The organism is Rhizobium mayense, assembly GCF_030272705.1.
In the GTDB taxonomy this organism is placed as follows: Bacteria; Pseudomonadota; Alphaproteobacteria; order Rhizobiales; family Rhizobiaceae; genus Rhizobium; species Rhizobium mayense.
The window spans coordinates 340995-366323 of sequence record NZ_JARFYM010000002.1 but is presented as its reverse complement, the minus strand read 5'-3'; the positions used below and the strand labels follow the sequence as shown (position 1 = coordinate 366323).

At 59.1% G+C, this 25329-nt stretch carries 18 protein-coding genes; 6 read left to right on the top strand and 12 right to left on the bottom strand.

The window, feature by feature from the left end; genetic code table 11:
- Positions 1–74: 74 nt before the first annotated feature.
- A complete protein-coding gene (gene treY / locus PY649_RS04365) occupies positions 75–2576 on the bottom strand; it encodes a malto-oligosyltrehalose synthase (RefSeq protein ID WP_285866938.1) in 2502 nt (833 codons plus the stop codon).
- Positions 2577–2754: 178 nt separating this feature from the next.
- Between treY and treZ the strand changes: the two genes are divergently transcribed.
- Positions 2755–4491, top strand: a complete 1737-nt coding sequence (gene treZ, locus PY649_RS04360; protein WP_349644407.1) for a malto-oligosyltrehalose trehalohydrolase — start codon at positions 2755–2757, stop codon at positions 4489–4491.
- Positions 4492–4561: 70 nt separating this feature from the next.
- On the opposite strand, the gene glgB is transcribed toward treZ, so the two are convergent.
- The 5 genes from glgB to PY649_RS04335 all read right to left on the bottom strand — a co-directional run bounded on the left by glgB (position 4562) and on the right by PY649_RS04335 (position 15595).
- Positions 4562–6769, bottom strand: a complete 2208-nt coding sequence (glgB, locus tag PY649_RS04355) for a 1,4-alpha-glucan branching protein GlgB (protein ID WP_285866936.1) — start codon at positions 6767–6769, stop codon at positions 4562–4564.
- Entirely contained in the window at positions 6769–10047 is a 3279-nt protein-coding gene (gene treS / locus PY649_RS04350; RefSeq protein ID WP_285866935.1) for a maltose alpha-D-glucosyltransferase, read from the bottom strand. Before treS ends, glgB begins: the two co-directional genes overlap by 1 nt.
- Positions 10048–13278: a maltotransferase domain-containing protein gene (locus PY649_RS04345; protein ID WP_285866934.1), complete on the bottom strand. Its 3231-nt coding sequence runs from the start codon at positions 13276–13278 to the stop codon at positions 10048–10050.
- A gap of 203 nt (positions 13279–13481) precedes the next feature.
- On the bottom strand, positions 13482–14303 hold the full coding sequence (locus tag PY649_RS04340) for an SDR family oxidoreductase (RefSeq protein WP_285866933.1): 822 nt from the start codon (positions 14301–14303) through the stop codon (positions 13482–13484).
- Positions 14304–14401: 98 nt separating this feature from the next.
- Positions 14402–15595 (bottom strand): phytanoyl-CoA dioxygenase family protein, encoded by a 1194-nt coding sequence (locus tag PY649_RS04335; RefSeq protein WP_285866932.1) that lies wholly within the window; start codon positions 15593–15595, stop codon positions 14402–14404.
- 94 nt (positions 15596–15689) lie between these two features.
- Here PY649_RS04335 and PY649_RS04330 point away from each other — a divergent pair, with 94 nt between their 5' ends.
- Entirely contained in the window at positions 15690–16712 is a 1023-nt protein-coding gene (locus tag PY649_RS04330) for a LacI family DNA-binding transcriptional regulator (protein ID WP_285867188.1), read from the top strand.
- Positions 16713–16732: 20 nt separating this feature from the next.
- Here PY649_RS04330 and PY649_RS04325 read toward each other — a convergent pair whose 3' ends face one another.
- Positions 16733–17407 carry an HAD family hydrolase gene (locus tag PY649_RS04325; protein WP_285866931.1) on the bottom strand — a complete coding sequence of 225 codons (675 nt, stop codon included), beginning with the start codon at positions 17405–17407 and terminating at the stop codon, positions 16733–16735.
- 161 nt (positions 17408–17568) lie between these two features.
- Positions 17569–18444: an aldo/keto reductase family oxidoreductase gene (locus PY649_RS04320; RefSeq protein ID WP_285866930.1), complete on the bottom strand. Its 876-nt coding sequence runs from the start codon at positions 18442–18444 to the stop codon at positions 17569–17571.
- A gap of 96 nt (positions 18445–18540) precedes the next feature.
- Here PY649_RS04320 and PY649_RS04315 point away from each other — a divergent pair, with 96 nt between their 5' ends.
- Positions 18541–19452, top strand: coding sequence for a LysR family transcriptional regulator (locus PY649_RS04315; RefSeq protein WP_285866929.1), 912 nt, complete (start codon positions 18541–18543; stop codon positions 19450–19452).
- 50 nt (positions 19453–19502) lie between these two features.
- Here PY649_RS04315 and PY649_RS04310 read toward each other — a convergent pair whose 3' ends face one another.
- Genes PY649_RS04310 through PY649_RS04300 form a run of 3 tightly spaced genes read right to left on the bottom strand, consistent with a single transcriptional unit; the run spans position 19503 to position 21670 of the window.
- Positions 19503–20189 carry an ABC transporter permease gene (locus PY649_RS04310; RefSeq protein ID WP_285866928.1) on the bottom strand — a complete coding sequence of 229 codons (687 nt, stop codon included), beginning with the start codon at positions 20187–20189 and terminating at the stop codon, positions 19503–19505.
- A complete protein-coding gene (locus tag PY649_RS04305; RefSeq protein WP_285866927.1) occupies positions 20186–20911 on the bottom strand; it encodes an ABC transporter permease in 726 nt (241 codons plus the stop codon). The genes PY649_RS04310 and PY649_RS04305 overlap by 4 nt, the downstream gene beginning before the upstream one ends.
- 15 nt (positions 20912–20926) lie before the next feature.
- Positions 20927–21670 (bottom strand): SDR family NAD(P)-dependent oxidoreductase, encoded by a 744-nt coding sequence (locus PY649_RS04300; RefSeq protein ID WP_285866926.1) that lies wholly within the window; start codon positions 21668–21670, stop codon positions 20927–20929.
- Between the two features lie 101 nt (positions 21671–21771).
- Between PY649_RS04300 and PY649_RS04295 the strand changes: the two genes are divergently transcribed.
- Genes PY649_RS04295 through PY649_RS04285 form a run of 3 tightly spaced genes read left to right on the top strand, consistent with a single transcriptional unit; the run spans position 21772 to position 24268 of the window.
- Entirely contained in the window at positions 21772–22557 is a 786-nt protein-coding gene (locus tag PY649_RS04295; RefSeq protein ID WP_285866925.1) for an IclR family transcriptional regulator, read from the top strand.
- A 14-nt stretch (positions 22558–22571) separates the two neighbouring features.
- Positions 22572–23333, top strand: a complete 762-nt coding sequence (locus PY649_RS04290) for an SDR family NAD(P)-dependent oxidoreductase (protein WP_285866924.1) — start codon at positions 22572–22574, stop codon at positions 23331–23333.
- A 14-nt stretch (positions 23334–23347) separates the two neighbouring features.
- Positions 23348–24268, top strand: coding sequence for a polysaccharide deacetylase family protein (locus tag PY649_RS04285; protein ID WP_285866923.1), 921 nt, complete (start codon positions 23348–23350; stop codon positions 24266–24268).
- Positions 24269–24336: 68 nt separating this feature from the next.
- On the opposite strand, the gene PY649_RS04280 is transcribed toward PY649_RS04285, so the two are convergent.
- Positions 24337–25191, bottom strand: coding sequence for a transporter substrate-binding domain-containing protein (locus tag PY649_RS04280; RefSeq protein ID WP_285866922.1), 855 nt, complete (start codon positions 25189–25191; stop codon positions 24337–24339).
- Between the last annotated feature and the right edge of the window lie 138 nt (positions 25192–25329).

Below are 25329 nucleotides of genomic sequence, written 5' to 3'. Positions count from 1 at the left end.
TCTCGTCGTTGCGGGCCTGCGGGAAACCCGCGACGACAAGCTTTGTTCCGGAAAATGGCATGCGATTGGTGCCGCTAAGCGTCCGTAACAAGAAATGAGACCGAATGGTCCGCAAGGATCGACGACGCCAGTACATGGCCGGTATCGACCGATTTCCCAGTCAGGAGATCCCGCATTCGCCTACCGAGCCATGACGGTATCAGCACCGCTGTGTCTTCCCAAAAATCGGATCCTGCTTCGGCCAGGCAAGGTGTGGCCCGCTTGTTCATTAGGCGCGTGGCAATGGTTATTGTCGTCTGCTCCTTATGAGTTCGCGCGAAAGCGACGAGATTTTCCTGTCGTCGCCCGATGACTTGAAGCGGCAGGTAATCGCCTCCCAGGAAGAGTTGCGGATAGCGATTGCGGTGCCGCAACACGCTGGTGATAATCTGGCGCTTCAGCGATGCCGCCCGCAACTCCTTGCCATCGCCAGCCTGCCTTGTAGTGAATACTCCAAAGTCGACCGGTCTGCGATTGTCGGGGTCGACCAGACTGAGGTCCAAGCCTTCGCCTCCCTGATAGATATCGGCGATGCCGGGTGCCGTAAGTTTGATCAGCGTCTGAGACAGGCTGTTCAAATAGCCAAGTTCGACGAAGGAGCTCAAAGTCTGTTGGAAATCCTTCAGAAAGTCTTGGTTGTCGGGAGAAACCAGGGCCTCGGCGTAGTTCAGCACTGCGTTTTCATAATCCGGGTTTTCCGCGCCCCAATCGGTTCGAAGCTTTGCCTCCCGTATCGCCTTTTCGGCATAAGCTAAAAATCGGTTTCGTAACTCCGCCTTGGGGCTCTGTTCGAAATCCTCCGGCCAAATTCCGGCAAGGGCCTGGTAAAGCATCCACTCGAGATTGGGCTCCGGTGCCGGACCGTCAGCAAAATTGCTGCGAAATGCCTTGTTCAGTTCGCGCCAGCGTTCCACGCCTTCGATCCAAGCCTCAGGGCGTTCGGAAAGAGCATAGAGGCGAGTCCGCGCATCCTCCCCGCGCTTCGTGTCATGCGTCGAGGTCGTCGAGAGGCCATGTGGCTGATGCTTGCGGCGGTCGGCCATCATCTGGTGAAAGGCGGCAACGCCGCCCGGCGCCTCGCCCGGTTCGCCGCCCACCTCATTCGTCGCAATCAGCCGGTTGTATCGATAAAAGAGGGTATCCTCCACGGCCTTTGCCATGATTGGCCCGCTAAGCTGCTGAAATCTGGTTCGAAATTCAAAGGCTGCATCGCCTTCGATTTCCCCGCGCAAAAGACGTCCTATGATCTCCAAATCCGCAGTTACCGGCAATTTGGCTCGAGCTTTTTCGACAGCAGCATCAAGGACGGCCTCGTCTTGTTCTGTCAGCAGCCCCCTATAGCCATAGGTACGGTAGACCGGAAAAGCGACCAACAATTCGTCAAGCGCCGACGAGATGTCGCTGTAGGCAAGTGCGGGATAAATGGATTGAACCAGTCTGATAAGGCGCGCCACCTCGCCACCAAAACTGCGTCGGATCATGAGCAGCTTTGCAGCGCGCAGCCCGGCATTGAAATCGGCATGTTCCTCGCCGATGACCTCATATGCCGCGCTTATTGTCTCCAATCCATCACTGGCGACGAAAAGCTCTGCCATGGCCGAGATGAATTCGTAGCCGGTGGTCCCCGACACAGGCCAGGTCGACGGCAATGTCTCGCCCTTCCCGAGGATCTTTTCGACCACAATAAATGTGTCAGGGCCGACGGCTTGGCGCAGCCGCTCAAGATAGGTCTTCGGATCCGCTAGGCCGTCAATGTGGTCAATGCGAAGTCCTTGGACCCGACCGGAGCGAACGAGCTCCATTGTCAGCCTGTGCGTGTCCTCGAAAACCTGGTCATCTTCCACCCGGATGCCGACAAGGCCGGCGACCTCGAAGAAGCGACGATAGTTGAGATGCTGGGCTCGATCTTTCCAGTAGAGCAACTGCCAGTGCTGCTCGGCAAGCAACTGTTTCATCCTCTCTGCATCCATGGAAAGAGCACGAAGTTTTTCGAAATCCCCGCCAGTTTCGTTCAGCACATGGTGGATGCTGTCATCACTCAGTGGGAGCCGCTTGTCGAAATATGCGAGCGTTAGAAGACCCTTGGCAGGATCGTGAACGAGTTGGAGCTCGCCGGCGGCCAGAACCTCGCCGATAGGCTTACCGAGCTGCGGCAATGTCAGTTTCTCGCTCCAATCGATATCGAAATGCCGGGCATAGGAGCTGTGCCTGCCGTGCCTTAAAACGTCGCGCCACCAGGCGTTTTCAAGTGAAGCAGCCATATGGTTCGGAACGATATCTATGATCAAACCGAGCCCGGCCTTCTCTAGAGCCGCTACCAGTCGATCGAAACCGTCACGGCCGCCGATCGCCGGGTCGATCTCATTTACATCGACGACGTCGTAGCCGTGTGTCGAGCCGTTCGTGGCGGTAAAAATCGGCGAGGCGTAGAGGTGGCTGACGCCGAGGCTCTTCAGGTGAGGAACGAGCTCGACCGCCCGGTCGAATGTTACGCTGCCGCGGAATTGCAAGCGGTAAGTGGACGTCGGAGTGCTCATGGTGCCCTCTCGCATCATTCCGATTTTTAACGGGAGCGGATGAAATCTGTTCCCTCCGCCAAGGAACACGAACACCTGAAATGCGTTCGAGATCGATGGAACTTTTAGATTTTTTGGAACGGCGGGAAACGGCATGCGGTCGAGCAACATCGAATTCGGCCCCGATATCAAGGACCGTATGATCAGGTTCCGTTTATGGGCACCCCTCCAGGAACGGGTCAGGGTAAGGATCGAGGCGCGCGGCGAATGGGAGATGCAACCGCAAGAGAACGGGTGGCATCTTGCCGACGTGTCAGGAGCCCGACCGGGAGACCTTTACAAATTCATCCTTTCGAACGGCATCGAGGTCCCGGATCCGGCATCGCGGTTCCAGCCGAGGGACGTCCACGGATCGAGTGAAATAATCAATCCGACGTTCGCATGGCAGGCAAAGCATTCGAACGGACGTCCCTGGGAAGAGATGGTCATTTACGAAATGCACGTCGGAGCCTTTACCGAAGCCGGCACTTTTCTTGCCGCGATTGATAAGCTCGATCACTTGGCGCAGCTTGGCATTACGGCGATCCAGCTCATGCCGCTCAGCGATTTTCCCGGACGATACGGCTGGGGTTACGACGGCGTTCTGCCCTACGCGCCAGACAGCAGCTATGGCCGCCCCGAAGATTTAAAGGCGCTTGTGGATGCAGCGCATCGACGTGGAATCTGTGTCTTTCTGGATGTCGTTTATAACCACTTTGGCCCGGAGGGAAATTATCTGCCGCTCTACGCGCCTATCTTTTCCGACAAGCACAAGACACCGTGGGGTAGCGGCATCAATTATGATGGCGTGGGCTGCCGTATCATCCGAGATTTTATCATCCAAAACGCAATCTACTGGCTGACGGAATTTCGAATGGATGGACTGCGATTGGATGCGGTTCATGCCATCAAGGATGATAGCGACCTGCATATCCTGCGCGAATTTTCGGAAAGAGTCAGGAGGGCGATCCCGGGGCGGCAAATCCATCTCATCGTCGAGAATGAGGACAACAATTCCGCGCTTTTAACCCGGGATGTGGATGGAAAACCTCAGCATTTCACGGCACAGTGGAACGACGATATCCATCACGTGCTCCATGTCGCGGCGACGGACGAGACATTCGGCTACTACAAGGATTATGCCGGCAATATCTCGAAAATCGGCCGCGCCCTCGCCGAAGGCTTCGTGTTCCAAGGAGAGCAAATGGAGTATCGCGGGAAGGCGAGGGGGGCGCCCAGTGCGGGATTGCCGCCCACTGCGTTCGTCTCGTTCATCCAGAATCACGATCAGATCGGCAATCGGGCAATGGGCGACCGGATGATCGCGTCCCATCCCATCGAGGCATTGAAGGCAATTGCGGCTGTCTATCTGTTGTCTCCGCAAATCCCGATGTTGTTCATGGGCGAGGAATGGGGCGCGGCTGAGCCCTTTCCTTTTTTCTGCGACCTCGATGAAGAGCTGAAAAAGAAAGTCAAAAGCGGAAGAAGGGAAGAGCTGTCACGCCTGCCGGGCTTCGAGGCAGATGACGTACCCGATCCTACATCCGAAAATACGTTTCGTAGCGCCAAGCTATGTTGGGACAACCTGGGACGAGACAAGATCTTCGGTGATTATTATCGGCAGCTTCTGTCGTTAAGGTATGAAAGGATCGTGCCGCTTTTGATGGACGCGCGCGGCCATTCGGCCAACTATGATGCAACCGCAGGTTTCGTTTCAGTAAAGTGGCGATTGGGGCCTTCAATCCTTTATCTCGCGGCGAACCTATCTGATGAGGCCATCGAAGCAAGAATACCTCACAAAGCCTGTTCCATATTCAGGGTAGGCGATTGCGGAAGCGGGCATCTCGGGCCTTGGGCGGTGGTCTGGAGCCTCTCACCCCCGAAGACGGACGGATGATCGACAAGAAGAAATCAGGATATTCCAGCGGACGAGCTTCCGCCGGATCGTGCTCGGGAGGCGCTCGCAGTCATCGAGGGCTTTTGATGAAGATGGTGGACAGCGGTGGCAATCGCAGAGACAGCGTGGCAGGGCGCCCATGCAGCAAAGACAAGGTCGCCGGCACCACTCCGTTCACCAAGCCGGAGCCACCATATTCCTGGGCATCGCTATTGAACTCCTCGACCCATATGCCTTCCGTTTGAACGCCGATGCGGTAGTCGTAGCGGGGGACGGGCGTAAAATTCGAGACGACAAGGATCGAATAGGAGCGATCTTGCGGAAACCGCAGCATCGCGAAAACGGAATTGGCCGCGTCATCGACGACGGCCCATTCGAAGCCCTGAGGATCAAGATCGCCGAATTGCAGGGCTTCCTCCCTGCCATAAAGGCCATTCAGATCCCTTACCAGACGCTGCATGCACGCGTGTCGCGGCTGGTCGAGGACATCCCAGGTCACGGATTGATCGTGTTGCCACTCGCCATGCTGGGCAATTTCCCCACCCATGAAAAGGAGTTTCTTGCCGGGATAGCCCCACATGAAACCGAGGTAGGCCCGAAGGTTGGCGAATTTTTGCCAGTTATCGCCCGTCATTTTCGTCAGAAGGGAGCCCTTTCCGTGGACCACCTCATCATGGGAGAGCGGCAGCATGAAGTGTTCGGAATAGGCATAGATCATGCCGAAGGTCATCATGTCATGATGATGGCTGCGGTAGAAGGGATCCTTCGACATGTAGGTGAGGCTGTCATGCATCCAGCCCATATTCCATTTGATGTCAAAGCCCAGGCCGCCTTGTTCCGGTGGTTTTGTAACCCCGGGCCATGCCGTGGATTCCTCGGCGACCATGAGTGCGTGCGGGCATCGCTGATGAATAATGCTGTTCAAGTGCTTGAGGAATTCGACCGCTTCCAGGTTCTCCCGTCCGCCATATTGATTGGGAATCCATTCGCCTTCATTGCGGCTGTAGTCGCGGTAGAGCATCGAAGCCACCGCATCCACCCTGAGGCCATCCACGTGGTAGCGCTCCAACCACTCCAAAGCGCTGGCTATCAGGAAGCCTTTCACCTCGTTGCGGCCGAGATTGTAAATCAAAGTGTTCCAATCCCCGTGGAAACCTTCCCGGGGGTCCCCGTGTTCGTACAGGGCGCTGCCGTCGAAGCGGGCGAGGCCCCAGACATCGGTCGGAAAGTGCGCGGGCACCCAGTCCAGGATCACCGCCAGACCTGCTCCGTGGCAGCGATCGACAAAATAGGCGAAGTCTTCCGGCGTACCGTAGCGTCCGGTGGGCGCGAAAAGGCCGAGGGGCTGGTAGCCCCAGGAACCGCCGAACGGGTGTTCCATTATGGGAAGCAACTCTATGTGAGTGAATCCCATGTCGTGCGCATAGGGTACGAGCCGCTGGCTGAGTTCGATCCAATCGAAAGACCTGTTGCCGTCCTGAAGATTTCGAAGCCAGGAACCCACATGCACTTCGTAGACCGAGATGGCGCCTTCCAGGCCATTTCGCGATTGCCGAGAGTGAAGCCACTTGTCGTCGCTCCAGCGGAACGGCGTTGAGGAGGCAACGATGGAGGCGGTGGAAGGGGCAGCTTCGCTCGCCCGCGCCACCGGATCGGCTTTCTGCGGAAGGCGGGCGCCATGCGCATCGATAATCTCGAACTTATAGCGCTCGCCGGGCGTCAGCCGTGGAATGAAGATTTCCCAAACGCCCGCGGGTGCCCGCCGGCGCATGGGATTGCGCCGGCCGTCCCAGGAATTGAAATCTCCCACCACGGAGACCCGTTGCGCGTTCGGTGCCCACACTGCAAAGCGAACGCCGGCTATACCGTCGATCTCCATTGCGATGGCGCCGAGGGTCCGGCTCAGATTGTAGTGGGTTCCCTCGGAAATCAGATGAAGATCGAGTTCGCCCAGCAGAAGCCCGAAGCTGTAGGGATCCTCAGTCAGTTGAACCGCGTCCGGCCACTTGATCTGAAGGCTGTAGTCCATTTTTGACGCTATGGCGGCGGCAAACAATCCGGCCGGATGAACGAGTTGGCAGGTAGTCAAGACATTGCCGCTCGCGGTGTCGATGATATCCACCGCGTCTGCACCGGGCATGAGGACCCGCACGATCGTGAACAGGCCGTGCTTATGGATCCCAAGGATGGCAAACGGATCACCATGGCGTCCTTGCGTCAGCGCCGCGATCGCGTCTTGTCCGATGTCGGCGAGAAGATCGGAGCGTTCGATATCCACTAGCGAGCCTCCAGAAGATTGGACAGGATGCTCGAAAGCCCTGCCAATGGAATGGGCAGCCATTTAGGCCGGTTCCGCGCCTCGTAGGCCACTTCATAAGCAGCTTTCTCCAGGAGAAAGGCGTGGAGAATTCTGCGCCGCTGCTGGAGCGGCATCGACAGTGCCGCCGAGGCCGAAATTGCTTCGAAATAAGCGTGCAGAAAAGCTCGTTCCGCATTCCCGGCGAAACGCGCAATGGCCTTCCGTCGACGCTCGTTCTCGTGCTCGATGATGGCATCATTGTCGAGGTCGGCGGTCGCGGCGAGGTAGCTGAGTGATCGCAACAACCCTGCCACGTCCCGCAGGGGACTTGTCTTGGCCCGGCGCTCGGCAAGGTTCCTCGCGGGCTCGCCCTCGAAATCAATGATCACCGCATCGCCTTCGCTGACGAGGATCTGGCCGAGATGGAAGTCACCATGCACGCGTGTCATGAGCGTGCCGCGGACGCTTTCCGCTAGCGTATCGGCCAAGTCGATAATCGCTGCCTGGCGCTTCAGAAGCGGCTTCGCCAGAGCATCGATGTCCGGATCGACGGTCTCATTCAGTTCCGCCAGCTTCGATAACGCATACGCAACTTCGCCGGTGATAGCTTTCTTCAGCAACGCGACCTCGGCATCGGCAGCGGTCATCGGTTTGAAAGCCTCCTCCTCGGTGCTTTGGGCAAGAACCACGTGCAACTCGCCGAGCCGCTGACCGACCATGCCGACGAAGTTGGTCAGTGACTGGAAGAAATCGTCGCGCGGCTGGGCGGTTGGATCGCTCAAGGCGAACTCATCGGCGGCGCGGCGAAGATTGTTCAGCATCCAGTTCCAGGCGTCACCCTGGTTTCGGATCGCGCCCTGGACGATGATGAGAGTGGATCGGCGTCCGCCGGAATCGGTATGGGCAACCTCTCCCAGGAAGGGGGCGGTGTGATCGTAGCCGGCCTGGGTCAGAAAGCGCGTCATCTCGACCTCCGGATGCATGCCGGGAAAGATATGTCTGATCAGTTTGATGATGACCAAGTCGCCGATGATCAGCGAACTATTCGACTGCTCCGCCGAGAGCCAATGGATCGGCATGTCGGCGACCATATCGAGATGATCGAGCTGATCGGTGCCGATGAACTCGATGGTTCCCGTGCGGCCGGTGGTATGAGACCGTTCGCAAAGGCCGCGCACGATCCCGCGCGCCATCGCATCCATGGCAAATCCGTCCGTCAGGAAGCCGACGCGCCGGCCCTGGCGCAGGCGGCCCAGCGCGAGCTGCTGGGCGAGGACCGGGGGCTGCGTATCATCCCACGCCACGGCAAGCGGAAGTTGGTAGGATTCCGTATGGTTCGGAAGCGTCGCCTCCAGTTCACCAAGCACGACGCCTTCGGCAAACGGTATCGGGGTCGCAGAAATCAGCCGGGCCGCCTGCAGTGTCTGGTCTTTCGCTCCGAACCAGCGACGCTTGGAGAGATAAGCCGGCAGAATCTCGGAATTCAGAATGTTCGAATGTCTGGGCTCATCCATCAATTCCAGCAGGTTCCGGCGGATGACCATCGTCAACAGGTCGGGAAGCTGCTCGGGAGGGGCTGTCCGCCAGGCCGGGCCATCTGCATTGGCGACCAGCTGGAACCAGAAGAAGCCGTAAGGCGGTAGCGTCAACAGGTAGGTCAATTGGCCAATGGGCGGAAATGGCGACATGCCCGTCAGTTCTATAGGCACACGCGCCTCGAACTGCGACAGGTCAAGCTCCACGGCCTGCGGCAGGCGAGAAAGACTGGCAACGCAGAGAATGGTTTCGTCTTCGTATTCGCGAAGATAGGCGAGGATCTTCCGATTGTCCGGCGAAAGAAAACGCAGCGAGCCGCGTCCGAACGCCGGATGTTTGCCGCGCAGCGCCAGCATCCTGCGCATCCAGTTCAGGAGCGAATGGGCATCCGTGCTTTGCGCCTCGACGTTGACGGCTTCAAATCCATAGAGCGGATCGGCGATCGGCGGCAAAACGAGCCGCGCAGGGTCCGCACGCGAAAAACCGGCGTTGCGGTCGGGAGACCACTGCATGGGTGTCCTGACGCCGTCCCTGTCACCCAAGTAGATATTGTCGCCCATGCCGATTTCGTCACCGTAATAGATCACCGGCGTCCCCGGCATGGACAGGAGAAGCGCGTTCATGAGTTCGATGCGGCGGCGGTCGCGCTCCATCAGCGGCGCAAGACGCCGGCGGATGCCGAGATTGATGCGCGCTCGCTTATCGGAGGCATAGGTTTCCCAGAGATAATCGCGCTCGGCGTCGGTCACCATTTCGAGCGTCAGCTCATCATGATTGCGCAGGAATATCGCCCATTGGCAGTTGTCCGGAATTTCCGGCGTCTGGCGTAGGATATCGGTGATCGGAAAACGATCTTCCTTGGCGATCGCCATGTACATGCGCGGCATCAGCGGAAAGTGAAACGCCATGTGGCATTCGTCGCCGTCCCCGAAATATTCGCGCGTGTCTTCCGGCCATTGGTTGGCCTCCGCCAGCAGCATCACGCCAGGATGGGTCGAATCCAGCGCCGCGCGTATCCGCTTCAGGATCGCGTGGGTCTCGGGCAGGTTCTCGTTGATCGTGTTATCCCGCTCGACGAGGTAGGGGATAGCATCCAGACGAAAGCCGTCGATGCCCGTTTCCAGCCAAAAGCGCATCACTTTCAGCAATTCTTCCATCACAAGCGGATTGTCGAAGTTCAGATCCGGCTGGTGCGAGTAGAATCGGTGCCAATAGTAGGCGCCCGCGACCGAGTCCCATGTCCAATTGGATTTTTCGGTATCGACGAAAATGATGCGGGTTTCTGAAAATCTCTGATCGGTATCCGACCACAGATAGAAGTCCCGTTCGGGTGACCCTGCCGCCGCTAAACGAGCGCGTTGGAACCACGGGTGCTGATCCGAGGTGTGATTGATCACGAGTTCGATGATGACGTGGATATTGCGCTGATGGGCGGCGTCCACGAAGGCCCGAAAATCCTCCATCGTTCCGTAGTCCGGACTGACGTTGCCATAATCGGCAATGTCATAACCATCGTCGCGGCGCGGCGAGGGGAAGAATGGCAGGAGCCAAATGGCGTTGATGCCAAGCGCCGCGATATGGTCGAGCTTTTGGTGCAGCCCCACAAAATCGCCGACGCCATCGTTATTGCCATCGTAGAACGATTTGATGTGGAGCTGGTAGATCATCGCATCCTTGTACCAGAGCGGGTCGAGTTCCCTGTCGCGGTGCATCTTGTCCATTCATGCCTCCCTGGACCGGACCCGCCAGATCGCGAAGGGCAGGCTTTGCGGATCAAGCCTGATCCTCTGCTGTTTGCCGGTCCAACTGAAGCGACCGCCGCCGATGAGATCCTCGGCGTCCAACGTGCCGTCATCTCCAAGCGACCAGTGCCAGAGCGGTATTTCGATCTCGCTCTCCTGCGGATGATCGGGATCAAGGCTGATGGCGACGAGCAGTACATTGTCGCGGGCCGGGTTCGCTTTTTCGAAAAAGAGAATATTTTCGTTAGGTGCATTGAGAAGCGTTAGCCCCAGATGCGAATGCAAAGCGCTGTTTTCGCTTCTGATCCGGTTGAGCATCCGAATCTCGGCGATGATGTTGCCGGGCCGATCATAATCCCAGGCGCGGATCTCATATTTTTCGCTGTCGGCATATTCCTTTCGCTTGGCGTCGGGCCGTCCTTCGCAAAGTTCAAAGCCGTTATAGACACCCCAAAGACCTGAGAGGGTTGCCGCAAGCGCGGCGCGGATCAGGAAGGCCGGACGAGGGGCGTCCTGCAGAAAGTCGGGGTTGATATCGGGCGTGTTGACAAAAAAATGTGGGCGGAAAAATTCCTTCGCGGCCGTCCGAGTGAGCTCCCGCATATATTGCTCGAGCTCCCATTTGGCATTGCGCCAGGTGAAGTAGGTGTAGGATTGCGAAAAGCCCAGCTTTGCCAGCCGATACATGATTTTCGGCTTGGTGAATGCTTCCGCCAGGAAAATAACATCCGGTTGCCGCGTGCGAATGTCATTGATCAGCCATTCCCAGAAAGGAAATGGTTTGGTGTGAGGATTATCAACACGAAACAGCTTTACGCCCTGATCCGCCCATAGCTGCACGACATTCCGCAGCTCAAGCCATAGTCCGGGCACCGAGTCCGTGGTGTAAAAATCGACGTTGACGATGTCCTCATATTTTTTGGGCGGGTTTTCAGCGTAACGGAGCGTTCCATCCGGTCGCCAGTCGAACCAACCCGGATGCTGCTTGAGCCAGGGGTGATCGGGTGACGTCTGGATGGCGAAATCAAGCGCGATCTCCAGGCCATGGTCCCGCGCTGCTTCGATCAGTCGACGAAAATCGTCGAAGGTGCCGAGTTCCGGATGGATGGCGTCGTGCCCGCCGGCGGCAGCGCCGATGGCATAGGGGCTTCCTGGATCGTCAGGCCCGGCTTTCAGGCTGTTGTTGCGGCCTTTCCGGTTGGTTGAACCGATCGGATGGATCGGTGGAAAATAGAGCACATCGAAGCCCATGTCGCGAATGGCCGGCAGTCTGGCGATGACGTCGTCGAAGGTGCCATGCCTGTGCGGATCGCCGCTCTGCGACCGCGGGAAGATCTCGTACCAGCTTGCGTATGCCGCGCCCTTTCGCTCCGCATCGACAGTGCTCGCTGCCGAGCGAATCCGAAATGGTCGTTTGTCGGCTCGCGCCATCAGGTCGGACGTATGCGAATTGAGCAGAATTGCCGTCCGCTCGGCTTGCGAAGATAACTCCAGCTTCTGAAGCAGGGCCTGCAACTCAGCTCGAAGGGTGTCCTTCGTCTCCGCAAGCGCAGCACGAATGAGGTTCATTCCTTCCTGGATCTCAAGCTTAAGATCGAGCCTCGCCTCATTCTTTTTCGACAGCTCATAGCGAAAGATCGCAAACAGGTTCCTCCAGGCCTCAATTGCGAACTCATACCGGCCAACCCGTTCCAGCGGGAATTCAGCATGCCAGCGGTCGTTCTCCACCAGCCGCATCTCTATTTCATTCCATGCGCTTGCATCCGTGGAGCGCCACAGCAGGGCAGCGGCGATCGGATCATGCCCGTCGGCAAAGATGTCAGCTTCGACGGAGACGATGTTACCGACGATCCGCTTGACCGGAAACCGTCCATCGTCGACGCGCGGCATGATGTTTTCGATTGTCAGACGCGGCGAGGCAGTCGCCTGTGCAATTTCGAACGCGGGCGCCGATATGATCGGCGTCGAGGCCGTTGCCTCGAACACGATGATTTCTCCCGCCCGCAAGCGAAGGGCAGCGTCGATGCCATTCGTGAATGGCAAAAAGCCCGAGGCCGCTTCGCGCAACGCCATCATAGGGGCAGGAGCGCTTCGTCGAAGGTCACTGTTGAGGAGGATGATCTGTACGCGGTCCGCATTCCGAAGGTCTTCTTCTTCCGCGTGAAGTAGAGCCGATACCGGTCCGTTTGCGCTGCGAATGAGAGAAAGCGACGAATGAAACCTCGCGCCGCTCGCACTGATTTGCGTGTTGACGGCACGAATTTCCGACGAAATATCGAAAGCCAAATCATAACGAAGGCCCCGCAATCCTGATCCGTCTCCGTGGGTCGGGTCGAGCGGCAAGCCTGCGCCGTATTCAAATCCCATCGGGATCATGAGTCCGCCGCCAAGCGAGGTGGCTAGGCGCAACGCCCTTATGGATCGTCGTTCGAGTATTTCCCGGCTTTCGGTGCCGTGGGCTATCCGCTTGGCAAACGGCGGTTCCGGAAAGGCGATTTGCCAGCCAAGTGGCTGCTGGACGCGATACTCGTCTATGAACCAGCTTTGGTCGAAGTCCCACCAGGCCATCGATGAAAAGCAGCCGTCAAAGCCGACGCCGCCCAATGCGGTTCTCACCGTGAAGGCGGTACCGGGCGTCCAGGCAAAGAACTGTACGTTCGGCGCTGTTTTCCGGACCGCGGAGATCAGCGATCGCCACAGTTCCGGTGGGACACGATCGACGCCCAGGCAGCGATAACCCGATATGCCAAGTCGGGTCAGTGTTTGCAGCCGTTCTGTCCACTCTGTTAGTAACTGCGACCGTTGATCGTCTGAGGTGGGTGTGATGAGTGAACTGTTCGCGTCCAGAGGCGAGAGCCTCGGGTCAAGCGGGCGAAATTCTTCGGATGCATCGCGCGCCCTCCTGTCGAGCACAAGGTCCATCATGAGCGCCAGGCCGTGTTCTCGGGCGGCCATCGCCAAAGTCCCCAAGCCAGCGGCGAGGGATGTTCCAAGCGCGAGTTCAGGATCAAGGTTTTCGAAATTCCGTGGCGCAAACACGCTGTTTTCGCCCCGTTCGAAAAGAGGTGCGGTTAGAACCGCATCGAATCCGGCGTCTTTGGCATGATCGAAAACCTCCCGCCACGCATCGCCTCCCCGGAGGAGGAGGGGATTGACGTAATAGATTTGAGGTGGAGTGCTCTGAAAGCCCTCGTTCGCAGATGATGTCATCGCACGCTGCTCACGTTGGTTTGCAATCAGAACTTTCGTGGACGCTCCTTGTTCCGTTTTTTCATCGTGGGAGCCGTCGGGCTAGCTCCGAGACGTTGCCTTTTGGCAGATCCCGCGATTGCCTTATTACGATCTGCTGACGGCGATCGGCGGCGATGACCGCGCTGCCTGCGTCGCCGCCCCGCCGATCGTTTGGCGATTTTTCAGAGCGCCGCTATCGGATGCGGTGATCCGTCGTAAGCGCCCCAGATTGACTGGTCGAAACAGATGACCGAGCCGGTCATGAGACCGGATTCGGCCGACGAAAGATAGGCGCAGGCGCGGGCCACCTCTTGCGGGTCAACCAGCCGGCCGAAGGGCTGGCTCGCTGCGGCCTTTTCCAGCCAGTCGGCCGGTGCGTCGTGATATTCCCTCTGGATCCGGTCTTCGCCTTCTGAGGCCATCCAGCCGATGTTGAGGCCGTTGACGCGGATGCGGTTGCGCAGCAGCGCGTAGGCGGTGTTTTTCGTCAGGGTTTCCAGCGCGCCCTTGGAGGCGCAATAGGCGACGATGAAGGGCTGGCCGGCCTTGGCCGACATCGAGCCGATATTGACGATCGTGCCCTCGATCCTCTCGCGCCGCATGACTTTGACGGTTTCCTGCATCAGGAAGAACGGCGCCCGGACATTGACGGCGAACATGGCATCGAAAAGCTCGGGGCTGGTGTCCAGAATGGTGCCGCGATCGGTGATGGCGGCGGCGTTCACCAACGCATCGACGCGACCGAACGTCTGATCGCAGACGTGCACGACATTGCGCGCATCCTCCACCTTGCCGAGATCGGCTTTGACGTAGACGACCTTGGCGCCTGTTGCGGCCGAAATCTCTCCAGCCTTAGCCTTACCCTTTGCTTCGTTGCGGCCGCAGATGACGATGCCCTTGGCGCCGCGATCGGCAAACAGGCGGGCGATGGTGGCGCCGAGCCCCTGTGTGCCGCCGGTGACGATCGCGATCTTGCCGTCGAGACGGCTGTGGTCTGTGCTCATGTGGTTTCCTCCCGGAATTGGTCTGATGTGACGTGCGAAAAGCCCCTCGCGGCGCAAGAGGCTTTGGTATTGTGTTTGATCCGGCGCCTTCGGCGCCGTCAGGTGAGTTTCTTCTCAGCCTGCTCAGCGAGAGCTTTGGTGAAAGCTTCGTCGCTCCAGTTCCCCTCCAGCGCCTCATGCATCAGTTGCGCCTGCGTCTTCGGCGCGAGTCCGCCGAGGGGCGGATCGCGGTCGAGGTTGGTGGGGAAGGAATAGCCTTCTGCGCAGGCGGCAATCGCGTTCGACACTTCGGTCTCGGATAGCTTGCCTGCGGATTTTAGCACCTTCAGCGCCGGAAACAGGCGGGCGCTCATGCGTTCGCGATTGACCGTTTCCATGGCGCGGCCGAAGGCCGAGGAAATCTGCAGCAGGTTTGCCACGCGCTTGATATCGGTCGAGCGGTTGTTGCCGGCCGCATGGAAGAGCGCGGGATTGAAGAAGACGACATCGCCTTTTTCGAGCGGAAGCTGAATGTGGTTGCGATCGAAATAATTGCGGAATTCCGGGCATTTCAGCGCGAGATAGCCTGGCACGTAAGTCTGGCTGTGCGGCAGGAAGAGCGTCGGCCCGCTTTCGAGCGGCATGTCGCAATGGGCAACCGCGCCCTGCAAGGTCAGAACCGGCGAGAGCCTGTGCACATGGGCCGGAAACTGCTCGATCACGCTCGATGGTTGGAAACCTAGGTGGTAGTCGCGGTGGGCGGATTGTGCTGCACCGCCCGGATTGACGCGATTGACTTGCGCCGTCATCTGGTAGTTCGGTCCGAGCCAGGCTTCGCTGGCAATCGCGACAATGGCATTGCCGTAATATTCCGCGAAGTTTTCGGGATCGGCGAGGCAATGCTTTTCCAGCGAATTCCAGATGCGGTCATTGGCGCCCGGCTTGGCGAAATGATCGCCGCCGCCGGTGGCCGTACGGCGTTGCTCCTCGATGATATCGTCGAAAATCGCGCTGGCGCGGTCGATGACGGAAAGATCCTCGTAGGCATGTTTGAACACGACGACGCCCGGGCCTTCCCCGAAGGCCTCGCAGATTTCAGCGAGCACGGCGCGGCGGCCTTGCGGATCGGCGATGGCCGCTAAAACCTTGCGGCTATCGTAGATTAGGACGTTTTTCTCGACGTGACCGGCGGTCGGATAGTCTGAAAGCGAGGTGGTTTTCTCGGCGAGCGCCCGGAAATCGCCGAGGTCGCAGGCATCCTCGGTCAGCCAGACGCGATCGGCACGCAGTTTCTGAAGATTGTCGGTTTTCATCAGATGTTCCTCCATCTCTGATGAAGGCACTATACGGCAGATACTGGTGTGTTATAGATCACAAACCCATCAAAAAACCATCAGAATGAACCGCTTGTCGCATCCATTTCTCGTCAAGGACATCGCCTTTCAAGCCGGACTGAGCACAGCCACCGTCGACCGGGTGCTGAACGGGCGGGCTGGCGTGCGCCGGCAAACAGAGATGCGGGTGAATGCGGCGATCGAGGAGCTGGAAAAACAGCAGGCGGGTGTCGCAGTGAGCGGACGGACGCTGGCGATCGATATCGTCATGGAGACGCCAGCGCGCTTTTCCGATGCAGTCCGTGCGGCCTTCGAAGCGGAAGTAACGACCTTTTTGCCGACGGTCTTCCGCTGCCGTTTTCATTTTGCCGAAGTCATGAAGCCCCTTGAACTGGTGCAACTGCTCGATCGCATCCGGCTACGAGGCACCCATGGAATTGTGCTGAAGGCTCCCGACGTTCCCGAAGTCGTGGCTGCGGTCGAGCGTGCGACTCAAGCCGGGATTACCGTCGTCACCTTGGTGACCGACCTGCCGAATTCTTCCCGTGCGGTTTACGCCGGCGCCGACAATCGCGCCGCCGGCGAGACGGCGGCCTACCTTATCGGCAGCTGCTTTGGTGGAGCAGCCGCCAGGGTGCTTGTGACGCTGTCAAGCGGCCGCTTTCGCGGCGAGGAGGAGCGAGAGATCGGCTTTCGCCGCGTTCTTCGCGAGCGCTATCCTGACATCGGCGTTGCCGAAATCAGTGAAGGTCACGGCTCCGACGCCGCTACCGGGATGCTCGCCGTCCGCGCCATCGCGGCGGATAAGGCAATCAATGCGGTCTATTCCATTGGTGGCGGAAACAGGGCCGTGCTCGCTGCGTTCGAGGAGGCCGGCAGACAGATCCGGATTTTTGTCGCGCATGATCTCGATGCGGACAATCGTGCACTGCTTGCCGCGGGTAAGATCGGCTTTGTGCTGCATCACGATCTGCGAACGGACGCGCGTTCGGCGTTTCGAGCGATTATGAACGGTCTGGTGAAAGGACGCGTCGCGCCCGCGGTGCTATCCGCCGTGGAAATTATCACGCCGCATAATATGCCCGCGCAGAACTGATTTGGCGGTGCTTTCGCCGCCTAGCGCCGGCCTCCCACTTCATCGATGTGATAGAGAAGATCGGCCGGATCTTCATAGACTCGGATCGCCCCGGCATCCTTGAGCTCTTCCCGACCGTAGCCGCCGCTGAGCAGCCCGACCCCCAGTGCCTTGCAACGCGTGGCCGCAAGCATGTCCCAGATGCTATCTCCGACGACGATTGAATTTTCTATTGCAACGCCCAGAGCCTCGGCTGCCGCGATAAACAAGTCCGGGTCGGGCTTGGCATATTTGACCTTGTCTCGGGTGATGATCGGGAATGCGTTCGGGTCGATCCCCAAAGCGGCAATATTGACCGCCGCCGTTTCCATGCGGCCGCTTGTGGCGATCGCAAACAGGATCCCGGCGTCCTTAAGCCACTGGAGAAGTTCGCTTGCACCAGGAAGGGGCCGTATCTGGGCGCCGAGCCGGCGATACGCCTCGAGGTGAAGCCGCCGCAACCGTTCATTCGTATCGTCGGTTATCGCCATTCCGGTTTCACGAAGCAGCTGATTGGTGAACAGCCCGCCGCTCATGCCGATCTTTCGATGGATACGCCATATCGAGAGCTCTATGCCCTCCGCGTCCAAGGCTTCTTTCCAGGCAAGCACGTGCTGATAGACGCTGTCTACCAACGTGCCGTCAAGGTCGAATAGAAAGGCATGTTCGATGCGCATCGTGCTCTCCATGGTCCAGATCTAGAGGCGGCGCGAAAGGCATCAATGGGGAAGAGGCGCAGAAGAGGTTTTTCTGTTCTCCGCCGTTAACTTTGGCGCCTCCGCTACGCCAAGGGCGAGGACCTGGCGTAGCTTCGGATCAGCCGCGATTTATTGATACCTTAGGAGGCGATACTCGCCATGCGGTCCAGCTCCTTGACCAAGTCGTCCGGCAGCATGAGCCGGGCGGCGGCGAGGTTCTCTCGCAGATGACCGACGGACGAGGTGCCGGGGATCAAAAGGATGTTCGGGGCGCGACGCAGCAGCCATGCGAGAGCCACCTGCATGGGCGTGGCACCGAGGCGTGCGGCGACATCAGACAGGGTGGACGATTGCAGCGGCGTGAACCCGCCGAGCGGAAAGAACGGCACATAGGCGATGCCGTCGCGGGCAAGATCGTCGATCAGGGCATCGTCGGCCCGATGCGCCAGATTGTATTGGTTTTGCACGCAGACAATCTTGGTGATCCCCCGACCTTCGGCGATCTGCTTGGGCGTGACGTTGCTCAGCCCGATGTGACGGACCAGACCTTGCCGCTGCAGATCGGCCAGGATTGTCAGAGGCGCTTCGATCGACCCTTCGGCAGGGCCATGCACATCGAACATGATACGAAGGTTGACCACCTCCATCACATCGAGGCCCAGATTGCGGAGATTGTCGTGCACTGCCTTTGTCAGCTCTTCGCGCGAAAAGGCTGGGTTCCATGAGCCATCCGTGCCGCGCCGCGCGCCGATCTTGGTGACGATGACCAGATCGTCGCGATAGGGATGGAGCGCCTTGCGGATGATTTGATTGGTAACATGCGGGCCATAGAAGTCGCTGGTGTCGATGTGGTTTACGCCACTCTCGACCGCCTCGCGCAGCAATGCCAACGCAGCTGCATGATCTCGAGGCGGGCCAAATACACCAGGCCCTGCGAGCTGCATGGCGCCGTAGCCGAGCCGCTTCACGCTGCGGTCGCCAAGGTTGAAGGTTCCGGACTGTTCGATGATGGACATGAGCTAACTCCTTTCAAGAGGTGACCGGAAGATAGGCGCTGTCGCACTGCATGAAAATCGGATACAACCGGCACAGCTTGTGCGGAGCGGCGAACAATGAAAGTCGATCTCGGTGATCTCAACGCCTTTGTTGCGGTGGCGCGTGCAGGCGGTTTTCGCGAGGGAGCGCGCATAAGCGGCAGTAGCCCCTCCTTTCTCAGTGAAGCGGTTCGCCGTCTCGAAACGCAGCTGGGCGTCAGACTGTTTAACCGAACCACGCGCAGTGTCGTTCCGACCGAGGCGGGCAAGGGCTTGCTGGAGCGGCTCGGCCCGGCATTGACCGAGGTGGAGTCGGCCCTCGACGTCGTCAACAGGTTTCGCGACAGGCCGGCAGGGACGTTGCGCCTCAATGTACCAGTCAGCGCTGCGCGGCTGGTGCTGCCCAACATCATTCCGCCATTCCTTGCGGCCTATCCCGACATCCGGCTTGAGGTGATCACCGAGGAGAGTTTCGTCGACGTGCTGGCTGCCGGTTGCGACGCCGGCATCCGATATGACGAGCGGCTGGAGCAGGATATGATCGCTGTGCCGATCGGGCCGCGCGTCCAGCGCTACGCGGCCGCAGCCTCGCCAGCCTACCTCGATCGCCATGGCCGGCCGCAACACCCGAGCGAGCTGCTTGGCCATGCCTGCCTGCTAGGCCGCTTTGCCAGTGGTGCGATGACGACGCCATGGGAATTCGAGCGCGACGGTGAGGTGCTGCGGGTCGATTGCACGGGGCCGCTGATCGTCCGGCTGGGTGGCGCGACCGATCTTGCCGTCGATGCCGCGATTGCTGGTACAGGGATCGTTTACCTCTTCGAGGACTGGCTGCGCCCGCATCTCGACAGCGGTGCGCTCGAGCCCATCCTCGAACCATGGTGGCTGCGCTTCTCTGGGCCGTTCCTCTACTATCCCGGGCGACGCCTCGTGCCCGCGCCGCTGAGGGCCTTCATCGACTTCGTCAAGGCATCGGCCCAGTGGGCTTGACGTCGGTCGGCGCATGGTATGCCGGCTCAGTTTCAACGCGGAGCAACATATTAGGATCGCCGCTCGGGCGTGATTATATATTCGACCACCTGCGCGGCGCGCGTCACGATGAAGTTTACCGTGAGATAGATAGCCGCGGCGCAGATGAAAACCTCTATGGGTCGATAGGTTTCGGCGATGATTCCGGCCGCAATGCCCGTGACTTCCATGAGGGTGACGGTCGAAGCAAGCGACGATGCCTTGACGATGAGGATGATTTCATTGCCGTAGGCCGGCAGTGCCTGCCTTAAGGCAAGCGGGGCAATGATACGGCGAAATGTCAGGGATCGCGACATGCCGCAGGCGCGTGCCGCCTCGACCATTCCCTTCGGAACCGACAGAAATCCACCGCGAAACACCTCGCTCGCATAGGCCGCAGTGTTCAGGGAAAGGGCAAGCGAGGCGCACCAGAAAGGATCGCGCAGATAAGGCCAGAGAATGCTTCTGCGCAATTCCGGAAACTGGCTGAGGCCGTAATAGATCAGAAAGATCTGCACAAGCAGCGGGGATCCCCGGAAGCAGAAAATGTAGAAACGCGCCGGCCAGTCAAAAAGGCGATTGGAAGACAAGCGCATCGCTGCCAGGAGGAGCGCCAATACTAGGCCGGCCACCGTCGCAATTCCGGTGAGGAGGAGTGTCAGCGGCAAACCACCGAGCAGCTGGCGAAAGGTATCGGCAAAAAACGCGAGGTCGATCATCGCCGAGGCACCCCGCGATAGGACCGGGTCTCCGCAAGACGGAAAGCGCCGCTCGAGGCTGATGTGATGACGAGGTAGAGCCCGGCGGCGACGATGTAGAACAGGAAGGGCTCGCGCGTGCTGCCTGCGCCGATCTGCGCCTGACGGATCAGCTCAACAAGGCCGGTGACGGAAATCAGCGCCGAATCCTTCAGCACGAGCTGCCAGATATTGCCGAGGCCCGGCAGCGCATAGCGCAGTATCTGCGGTGCCAGCACAATGCGAAACGTGTGCCACCGAGACAGGCCAAGGGATTTGGCGGCTTCCGCCTGTCCGGCAGAAACGGCGAGATAGGCTCCGCGCAGCACTTCCGTCTGATAGGCGCCGGCGACGATGCCGAGCGCCAGCGTTCCGGTAAGAAATGCAGGAAGTCCCAGGAACTGGCTGGACCCGAAGAACCGCGCGATGGAGGTCAGGAGAACGCTGCCGCCGAAATAGAAGAGATAGATGATCAGGAGATCCGGCAGGCCGCGCAGGACCGTTGTGTAGACATCCGCGGACAGTCGAGCCCAACGGCGCCTGGAGAGCTTCGCGGTTGCGCCCACTATGCCGAAGACGGCACCGAGGGCAAAGCCGCTGAGCGCGACCGCAAAGGTAACGCCGGTCGCCAGCAGCAGCGCGAGCCCCCATCCGCGGGGCCCGAAGCCGATAATTTCCATGATGGAAGGAATATGCGCCTGCATCGGTATCCGTGAGCGTCAAACTTTGAATTGAAAGCCGTCGACGACGAGCGCTTGCCCGGTCATGAACAGCGGCTCGGAGGTTGCTAGGAAAACGACGAGATTTGCAACGTCGTCGGCACAGCCAAGGCGACCCAACGCGATGCCCGATACGGTTTCCGCTTCGCGTTCGCCCGTAAATAGCGTGTCGATCTCGGTCTGGATGACGCCGGGGCAGATCGCGTTGATGGATATGTTTGGCCCCAGCTCCTTGGCCAGCGCCCGCGTCATTCCGAGGATACCGGCTTTGGCTGAGGCATAGGCAAACTTGCTGACTGCGGCCGTGACGCCGCCGGAAAGAGCGTTCAGGGAAGAGATGCTCGCAATCCGGCCACCGCCTTGGCCCAACATAATGGGCGCCGCATGATGAATATAGTTGAAGCAGCTCTTCAAATTGATCGCGATCGTTCGATCAAAAGACTCCTCAGTGATCTCCAGTATGCCGGTCGGGTTCGATTTGCCGGCATTGTTCAGCAGGAAATCGACGCGACCGAAGGTTTTCTCGACATCTGAGACGATTTCACCCGCGCGAGCGAAGTTGGAAACATCGGCCTGATAGACGGCTGCACGGCGACCGATCTCACGAATGGTCGATGCGGTTGCCTGCATCTCCGGCTCGAGCAGATCGACAAGCGCGATATCGAAACCGGCTTTGGCCAATCCAATGGCGCAAGCCTTGCCAATGCCTCTTGCACCACCCGTCACGATTGCGGTTCGATCCATTTGCATTCATCCTTTCGATCTCGATGTCGGCCATTCAGTCCTTGACATTGGCAGTGTTATCGATTGAACTCCATTCCACAATAGAAATATGGTTCACATATATGAACAATGATGTCAAATCCGCCGGCCGTATACTGGAGCTTCTGGAGCTGCTGGCGCGCGCGAGCGAACCCCTCTCGCTGCGCCAGATCGTGGCGGAACTCGACTATCCCAAAAGCAGCGCCTTCAACCTGCTTCAGACGCTTGTGTCGCGTGGTTATGCCGTGCGCGAGGAACCGGAACGTTATCGGCTGAACGAAGCTTGCCGTAGCGGGCCGGGTTGGACGTCCGGAAGAGATGCGCAGCTCATTGCCATCGCCCAGCCCATATTGCAGAAGCTGAGGGATGATACCGGAGAGAGCACCTTTCTCGGCGTTCCGTCGCCTGGCCGGCGTGTGAAGACGATTGCCAAGTGCGTCAGCAAGCAGACGATCCGTTACGATTCCGAACTTGCAGGTTCTTTCCCGTCCTATTGCAGCGCCATAGGCCGCGTGCTGCTTGCCGCCTTGGAACCGAGGTTGATCGACGAATATCTCGCATCGGAACGCCTTGTGAAGCACACGGACCACACGGTCGTCGACCGCGGCGAGATCAGACGGATCATCGCCGAAACGCGCGTTCGGGGCTATTCCATCAGCGATCAGGAGGTCGAAATCGGCGGCTCCGGCCTGGCCGCGCCGGTTCATGATGCGGCTGGCAAGGTTGTGGGCGCCCTCAATGTCGCCGTCGTCACCGCGCGCTTTGCCATGAATCGCGACAGGATCCTCGAGGCGCTTTTGCAGTGCGCCCGGGAGTTCGATTTGCGCAACGGCTTCAAGGGCGAAGTTCCGCCGACTGTACAGACCTGAAGGGGAAATCTCATATGCACATCGACTTTGCGGGCCGCACCGTTTTGATCACCGGGGCCGCGCGCGGTATCGGCCACGGGATAACAAGAGCATTTGTCGAAAGTGGCGCCAATGTCATCGCGACAGACGTTCTGCGTGAGGAGCTCGAGACGATGGTCTCGAACGATGGGACCGGTAGGTTGAAAGCCAGCTTTCTCGATGTGACCGATCGGGCAAGCATAGACGCAGTCGTCGGCAGGATCGAAGCCGAGGAGGGAGGCGTGGACATTCTGGTCCATGTCGCGGGAGGCGTTCTCGGACAAAAGCATCGACCCGCCGAAGAGGTGCCGCTCGAGGATTGGGATGCGATCTATGATGTCAATGTCCGCGGAGCCTTTTCGGTCGCTCAGGCGGTGATTCCGGGCATGAAATCCCGAGGTTATGGCCGCATCATCGCGATTTCCAGCGGCGCCGGCCTCGGCGTCAGCATGACGGGCATTCAGGCCTATGCCAGCGCGAAGGCGGCGCAACTGGGCCTTATCCGGCAGCTTGCCCATGAACTCGGCCCCTGCGGCATCACAGCCAATGCCGTAGCGCCCGGCTTTCTGCGCACCAGTCCTGACTACGAGCGCCAATGGGCATCCTATGGCGAGGAAAAGCAGCAGGCGGTGATCCGTTCTATTGCGCGCCGACGGCTCGGAAAGCCCGAGGATATCGCGGCCGCAACCCTCTTCCTGGCGTCGGATGCAGCGGACTGGATCACCGGCCAGGTCCTTTCGGTCGATGGCGGCCATTAATATCGGAGTATGAAATGACATATGATGCGGCAAGCCCCGAAGCCACGGCGCTGGAACCCTGGCAGTGGCCCGAGGAACAATGGCGCAAGACGGTTGGAAGAGTTTCCGCCGGACGAAGGCTTGCACCCGAAGTCTGGCCCGAAGGGGCGAAATGCGCCGTTGCCCTCTCGTTCGACTCGGACCACGAAACATCCGAATTGAGGGATGGCGGCCAATCGACAAGCCGGCTGTCGCAAGGTCAGTACGGCCCCCGGCAGGGCATTCCCCGGATTTCCGGCCTGCTGGAGAAGCACGAGGTTTCCGCGACCTTCTTCGTACCGGCCGTCTCAGCCTTGCTCTATCCCGATGAGCAGCGTGCCCTCGTCGCGCGGGGGCATGAGATCGGCATCCACGGATGGATCCATGAGCGTAACACCATCCTGCCGGTTGAAGCGGAACGCGATCTGCAGATGCGCGCAGCAGAAGCCTTGGAAAAGGTGACCGGCAGGCGGCCGGTGGGCATCCGCACGCCTTCCTGGGATTTCAGCCCCAACACGCTGCAGATCACCCGCGAAATGGGCCTTCTCTACGATTCTTCCCTCATGGCCGACGACGATTGCTACGAATTGCTGATGGATGGAGAGCGGACAGGCGTTGTGGAGCTTCCTGTCGAATGGATCCGTGACGACGCCGTCTATATGGACATGAACCGCTGGACGGGCCTTAGGCCCTATACATCGCCTGAAGCGGTCTTCAACATTTTCTGGCGCGAATTCCAGCAGGCGAAGGCCGAAGGCGGCCTTTTCCAACTGACGATGCATCCCGACATCATCGGCCACCGCTCGCGCATCTGGATTCTGGACGAACTGCTGACACGCATCCGCGCCGAAAAGGACGTCTGGTTTGCGACCCACGAGCAGGTCGTTCGTTACGTCAAGAAGGACGCCGGTCTTTAAGACCGGCTCGCAGATACGAAAAAGCCGGTCGCGTGTGCGGCCGGCTTTTTCAATGAGTGCGCCTGCAATCAAGCCTTCGGCTTGGGGCTCACATCGATCTTGAACCACTTCATGGAAAGCTTCTTGAGCGTACCGTCGGCGACGGCTTCACCGATGGCCTTGCTGAGGATAGCTTGCAGATCGGAATCGCCTTTGCGGACTCCGAAGCAGACATCCGTTGCCATGACGCCGCCCGTAAAGAGGGGACCGACGATCGTGAGGTCCTCATTGCCCGGCTTGGAGACGACGCTGTTCAGATAGACGATATTGTTGAATTCGGCATCGATGCGGCCTGAGGCGAGATCCAGGTCGGTTTGCTCCGACGACTTGTAAGTGCGCACCTGAATGACGTCGCCGAAGGTCTGTTCCATGAATTGCTGCTGGCTGGTCGATAGCGGCGCGCCGACGATCTTGCCGTCCAGAGCCTTGTGCAGCTCATCAATGATCGGCTTTGCGGAGCCGTCATTGACATTGACCGCCTCGCCGCCATGCGGCAGCGACCCGAGCGATCCGGATTTGGAAACCAGGAGCGCGTTCGCCGTGACCGCATAGGGAACGGTAAAATCGATGACCTTGCGACGGCTTTCGTTCGGTCCCATCGTCAAGACGGCATCGAACTTGCCGGCATTGAGGCTCGGAATTTGGCTATCCCAGTCCTGCGCGATGAGATGGCACGTCAAGTTCGCGCGCTTGCAAACCTCGTTGGCAACATCGATGTCGTAGCCGCTGAGCGTCCCGTCGGATCCAGACATGTTGAAGGGCGGGAATGCGCCTTCCACGCCAATATTGACTTCCTTCCAGTCTTTGGCCTCAGCGCCAGCGGCGATCAGCACGCCGAGGGCGGCGGCCATCGCACCTCTGGTCATGGTGGAGAATTTTGTCATTAGTCTTCCTTTCTCTGGGGGCGGGCCGGTTACGCATTGCGTTCCAGCATCTTTGTCGAACTTAGCCGCCTCAACTGTCCGATTAGCCCTGGCGTTCGTCAAGAAGAATTTGGTTCATATATATGAACATGACCAGGC

Bases quoted from the DNA above. Each gene is read 5' to 3' on its own strand.
- PY649_RS04335 (WP_285866932.1), bottom strand. From the start codon at position 15,595: ATGAAAACCGACAATCTTCAGAAACTGCGTGCCGATCGCGTCTGGCTG.
- PY649_RS04305 (WP_285866927.1), bottom strand. From the start codon at position 20,911: ATGCAGGCGCATATTCCTTCCATCATGGAAATTATCGGCTTCGGGCCC.
- PY649_RS04315 (WP_285866929.1), top strand. From the start codon at position 18,541: ATGAAAGTCGATCTCGGTGATCTCAACGCCTTTGTTGCGGTGGCGCGT.
- treZ (WP_349644407.1), top strand. From the start codon at position 2,755: ATGATCAGGTTCCGTTTATGGGCACCCCTCCAGGAACGGGTCAGGGTA.
- PY649_RS04295 (WP_285866925.1), top strand. From the start codon at position 21,772: ATGAACAATGATGTCAAATCCGCCGGCCGTATACTGGAGCTTCTGGAG.
- PY649_RS04325 (WP_285866931.1), bottom strand. From the start codon at position 17,407: ATGCGCATCGAACATGCCTTTCTATTCGACCTTGACGGCACGTTGGTA.
- PY649_RS04345 (WP_285866934.1), bottom strand. From the start codon at position 13,278: ATGACATCATCTGCGAACGAGGGCTTTCAGAGCACTCCACCTCAAATC.
- PY649_RS04300 (WP_285866926.1), bottom strand. From the start codon at position 21,670: ATGGATCGAACCGCAATCGTGACGGGTGGTGCAAGAGGCATTGGCAAG.
- PY649_RS04320 (WP_285866930.1), bottom strand. From the start codon at position 18,444: ATGTCCATCATCGAACAGTCCGGAACCTTCAACCTTGGCGACCGCAGC.
- PY649_RS04310 (WP_285866928.1), bottom strand. From the start codon at position 20,189: ATGATCGACCTCGCGTTTTTTGCCGATACCTTTCGCCAGCTGCTCGGT.
- PY649_RS04340 (WP_285866933.1), bottom strand. From the start codon at position 14,303: ATGAGCACAGACCACAGCCGTCTCGACGGCAAGATCGCGATCGTCACC.
- PY649_RS04290 (WP_285866924.1), top strand. From the start codon at position 22,572: ATGCACATCGACTTTGCGGGCCGCACCGTTTTGATCACCGGGGCCGCG.
- treS (WP_285866935.1), bottom strand. From the start codon at position 10,047: ATGGACAAGATGCACCGCGACAGGGAACTCGACCCGCTCTGGTACAAG.
- treY (WP_285866938.1), bottom strand. From the start codon at position 2,576: ATGAGCACTCCGACGTCCACTTACCGCTTGCAATTCCGCGGCAGCGTA.
- PY649_RS04280 (WP_285866922.1), bottom strand. From the start codon at position 25,191: ATGACAAAATTCTCCACCATGACCAGAGGTGCGATGGCCGCCGCCCTC.
- PY649_RS04285 (WP_285866923.1), top strand. From the start codon at position 23,348: ATGACATATGATGCGGCAAGCCCCGAAGCCACGGCGCTGGAACCCTGG.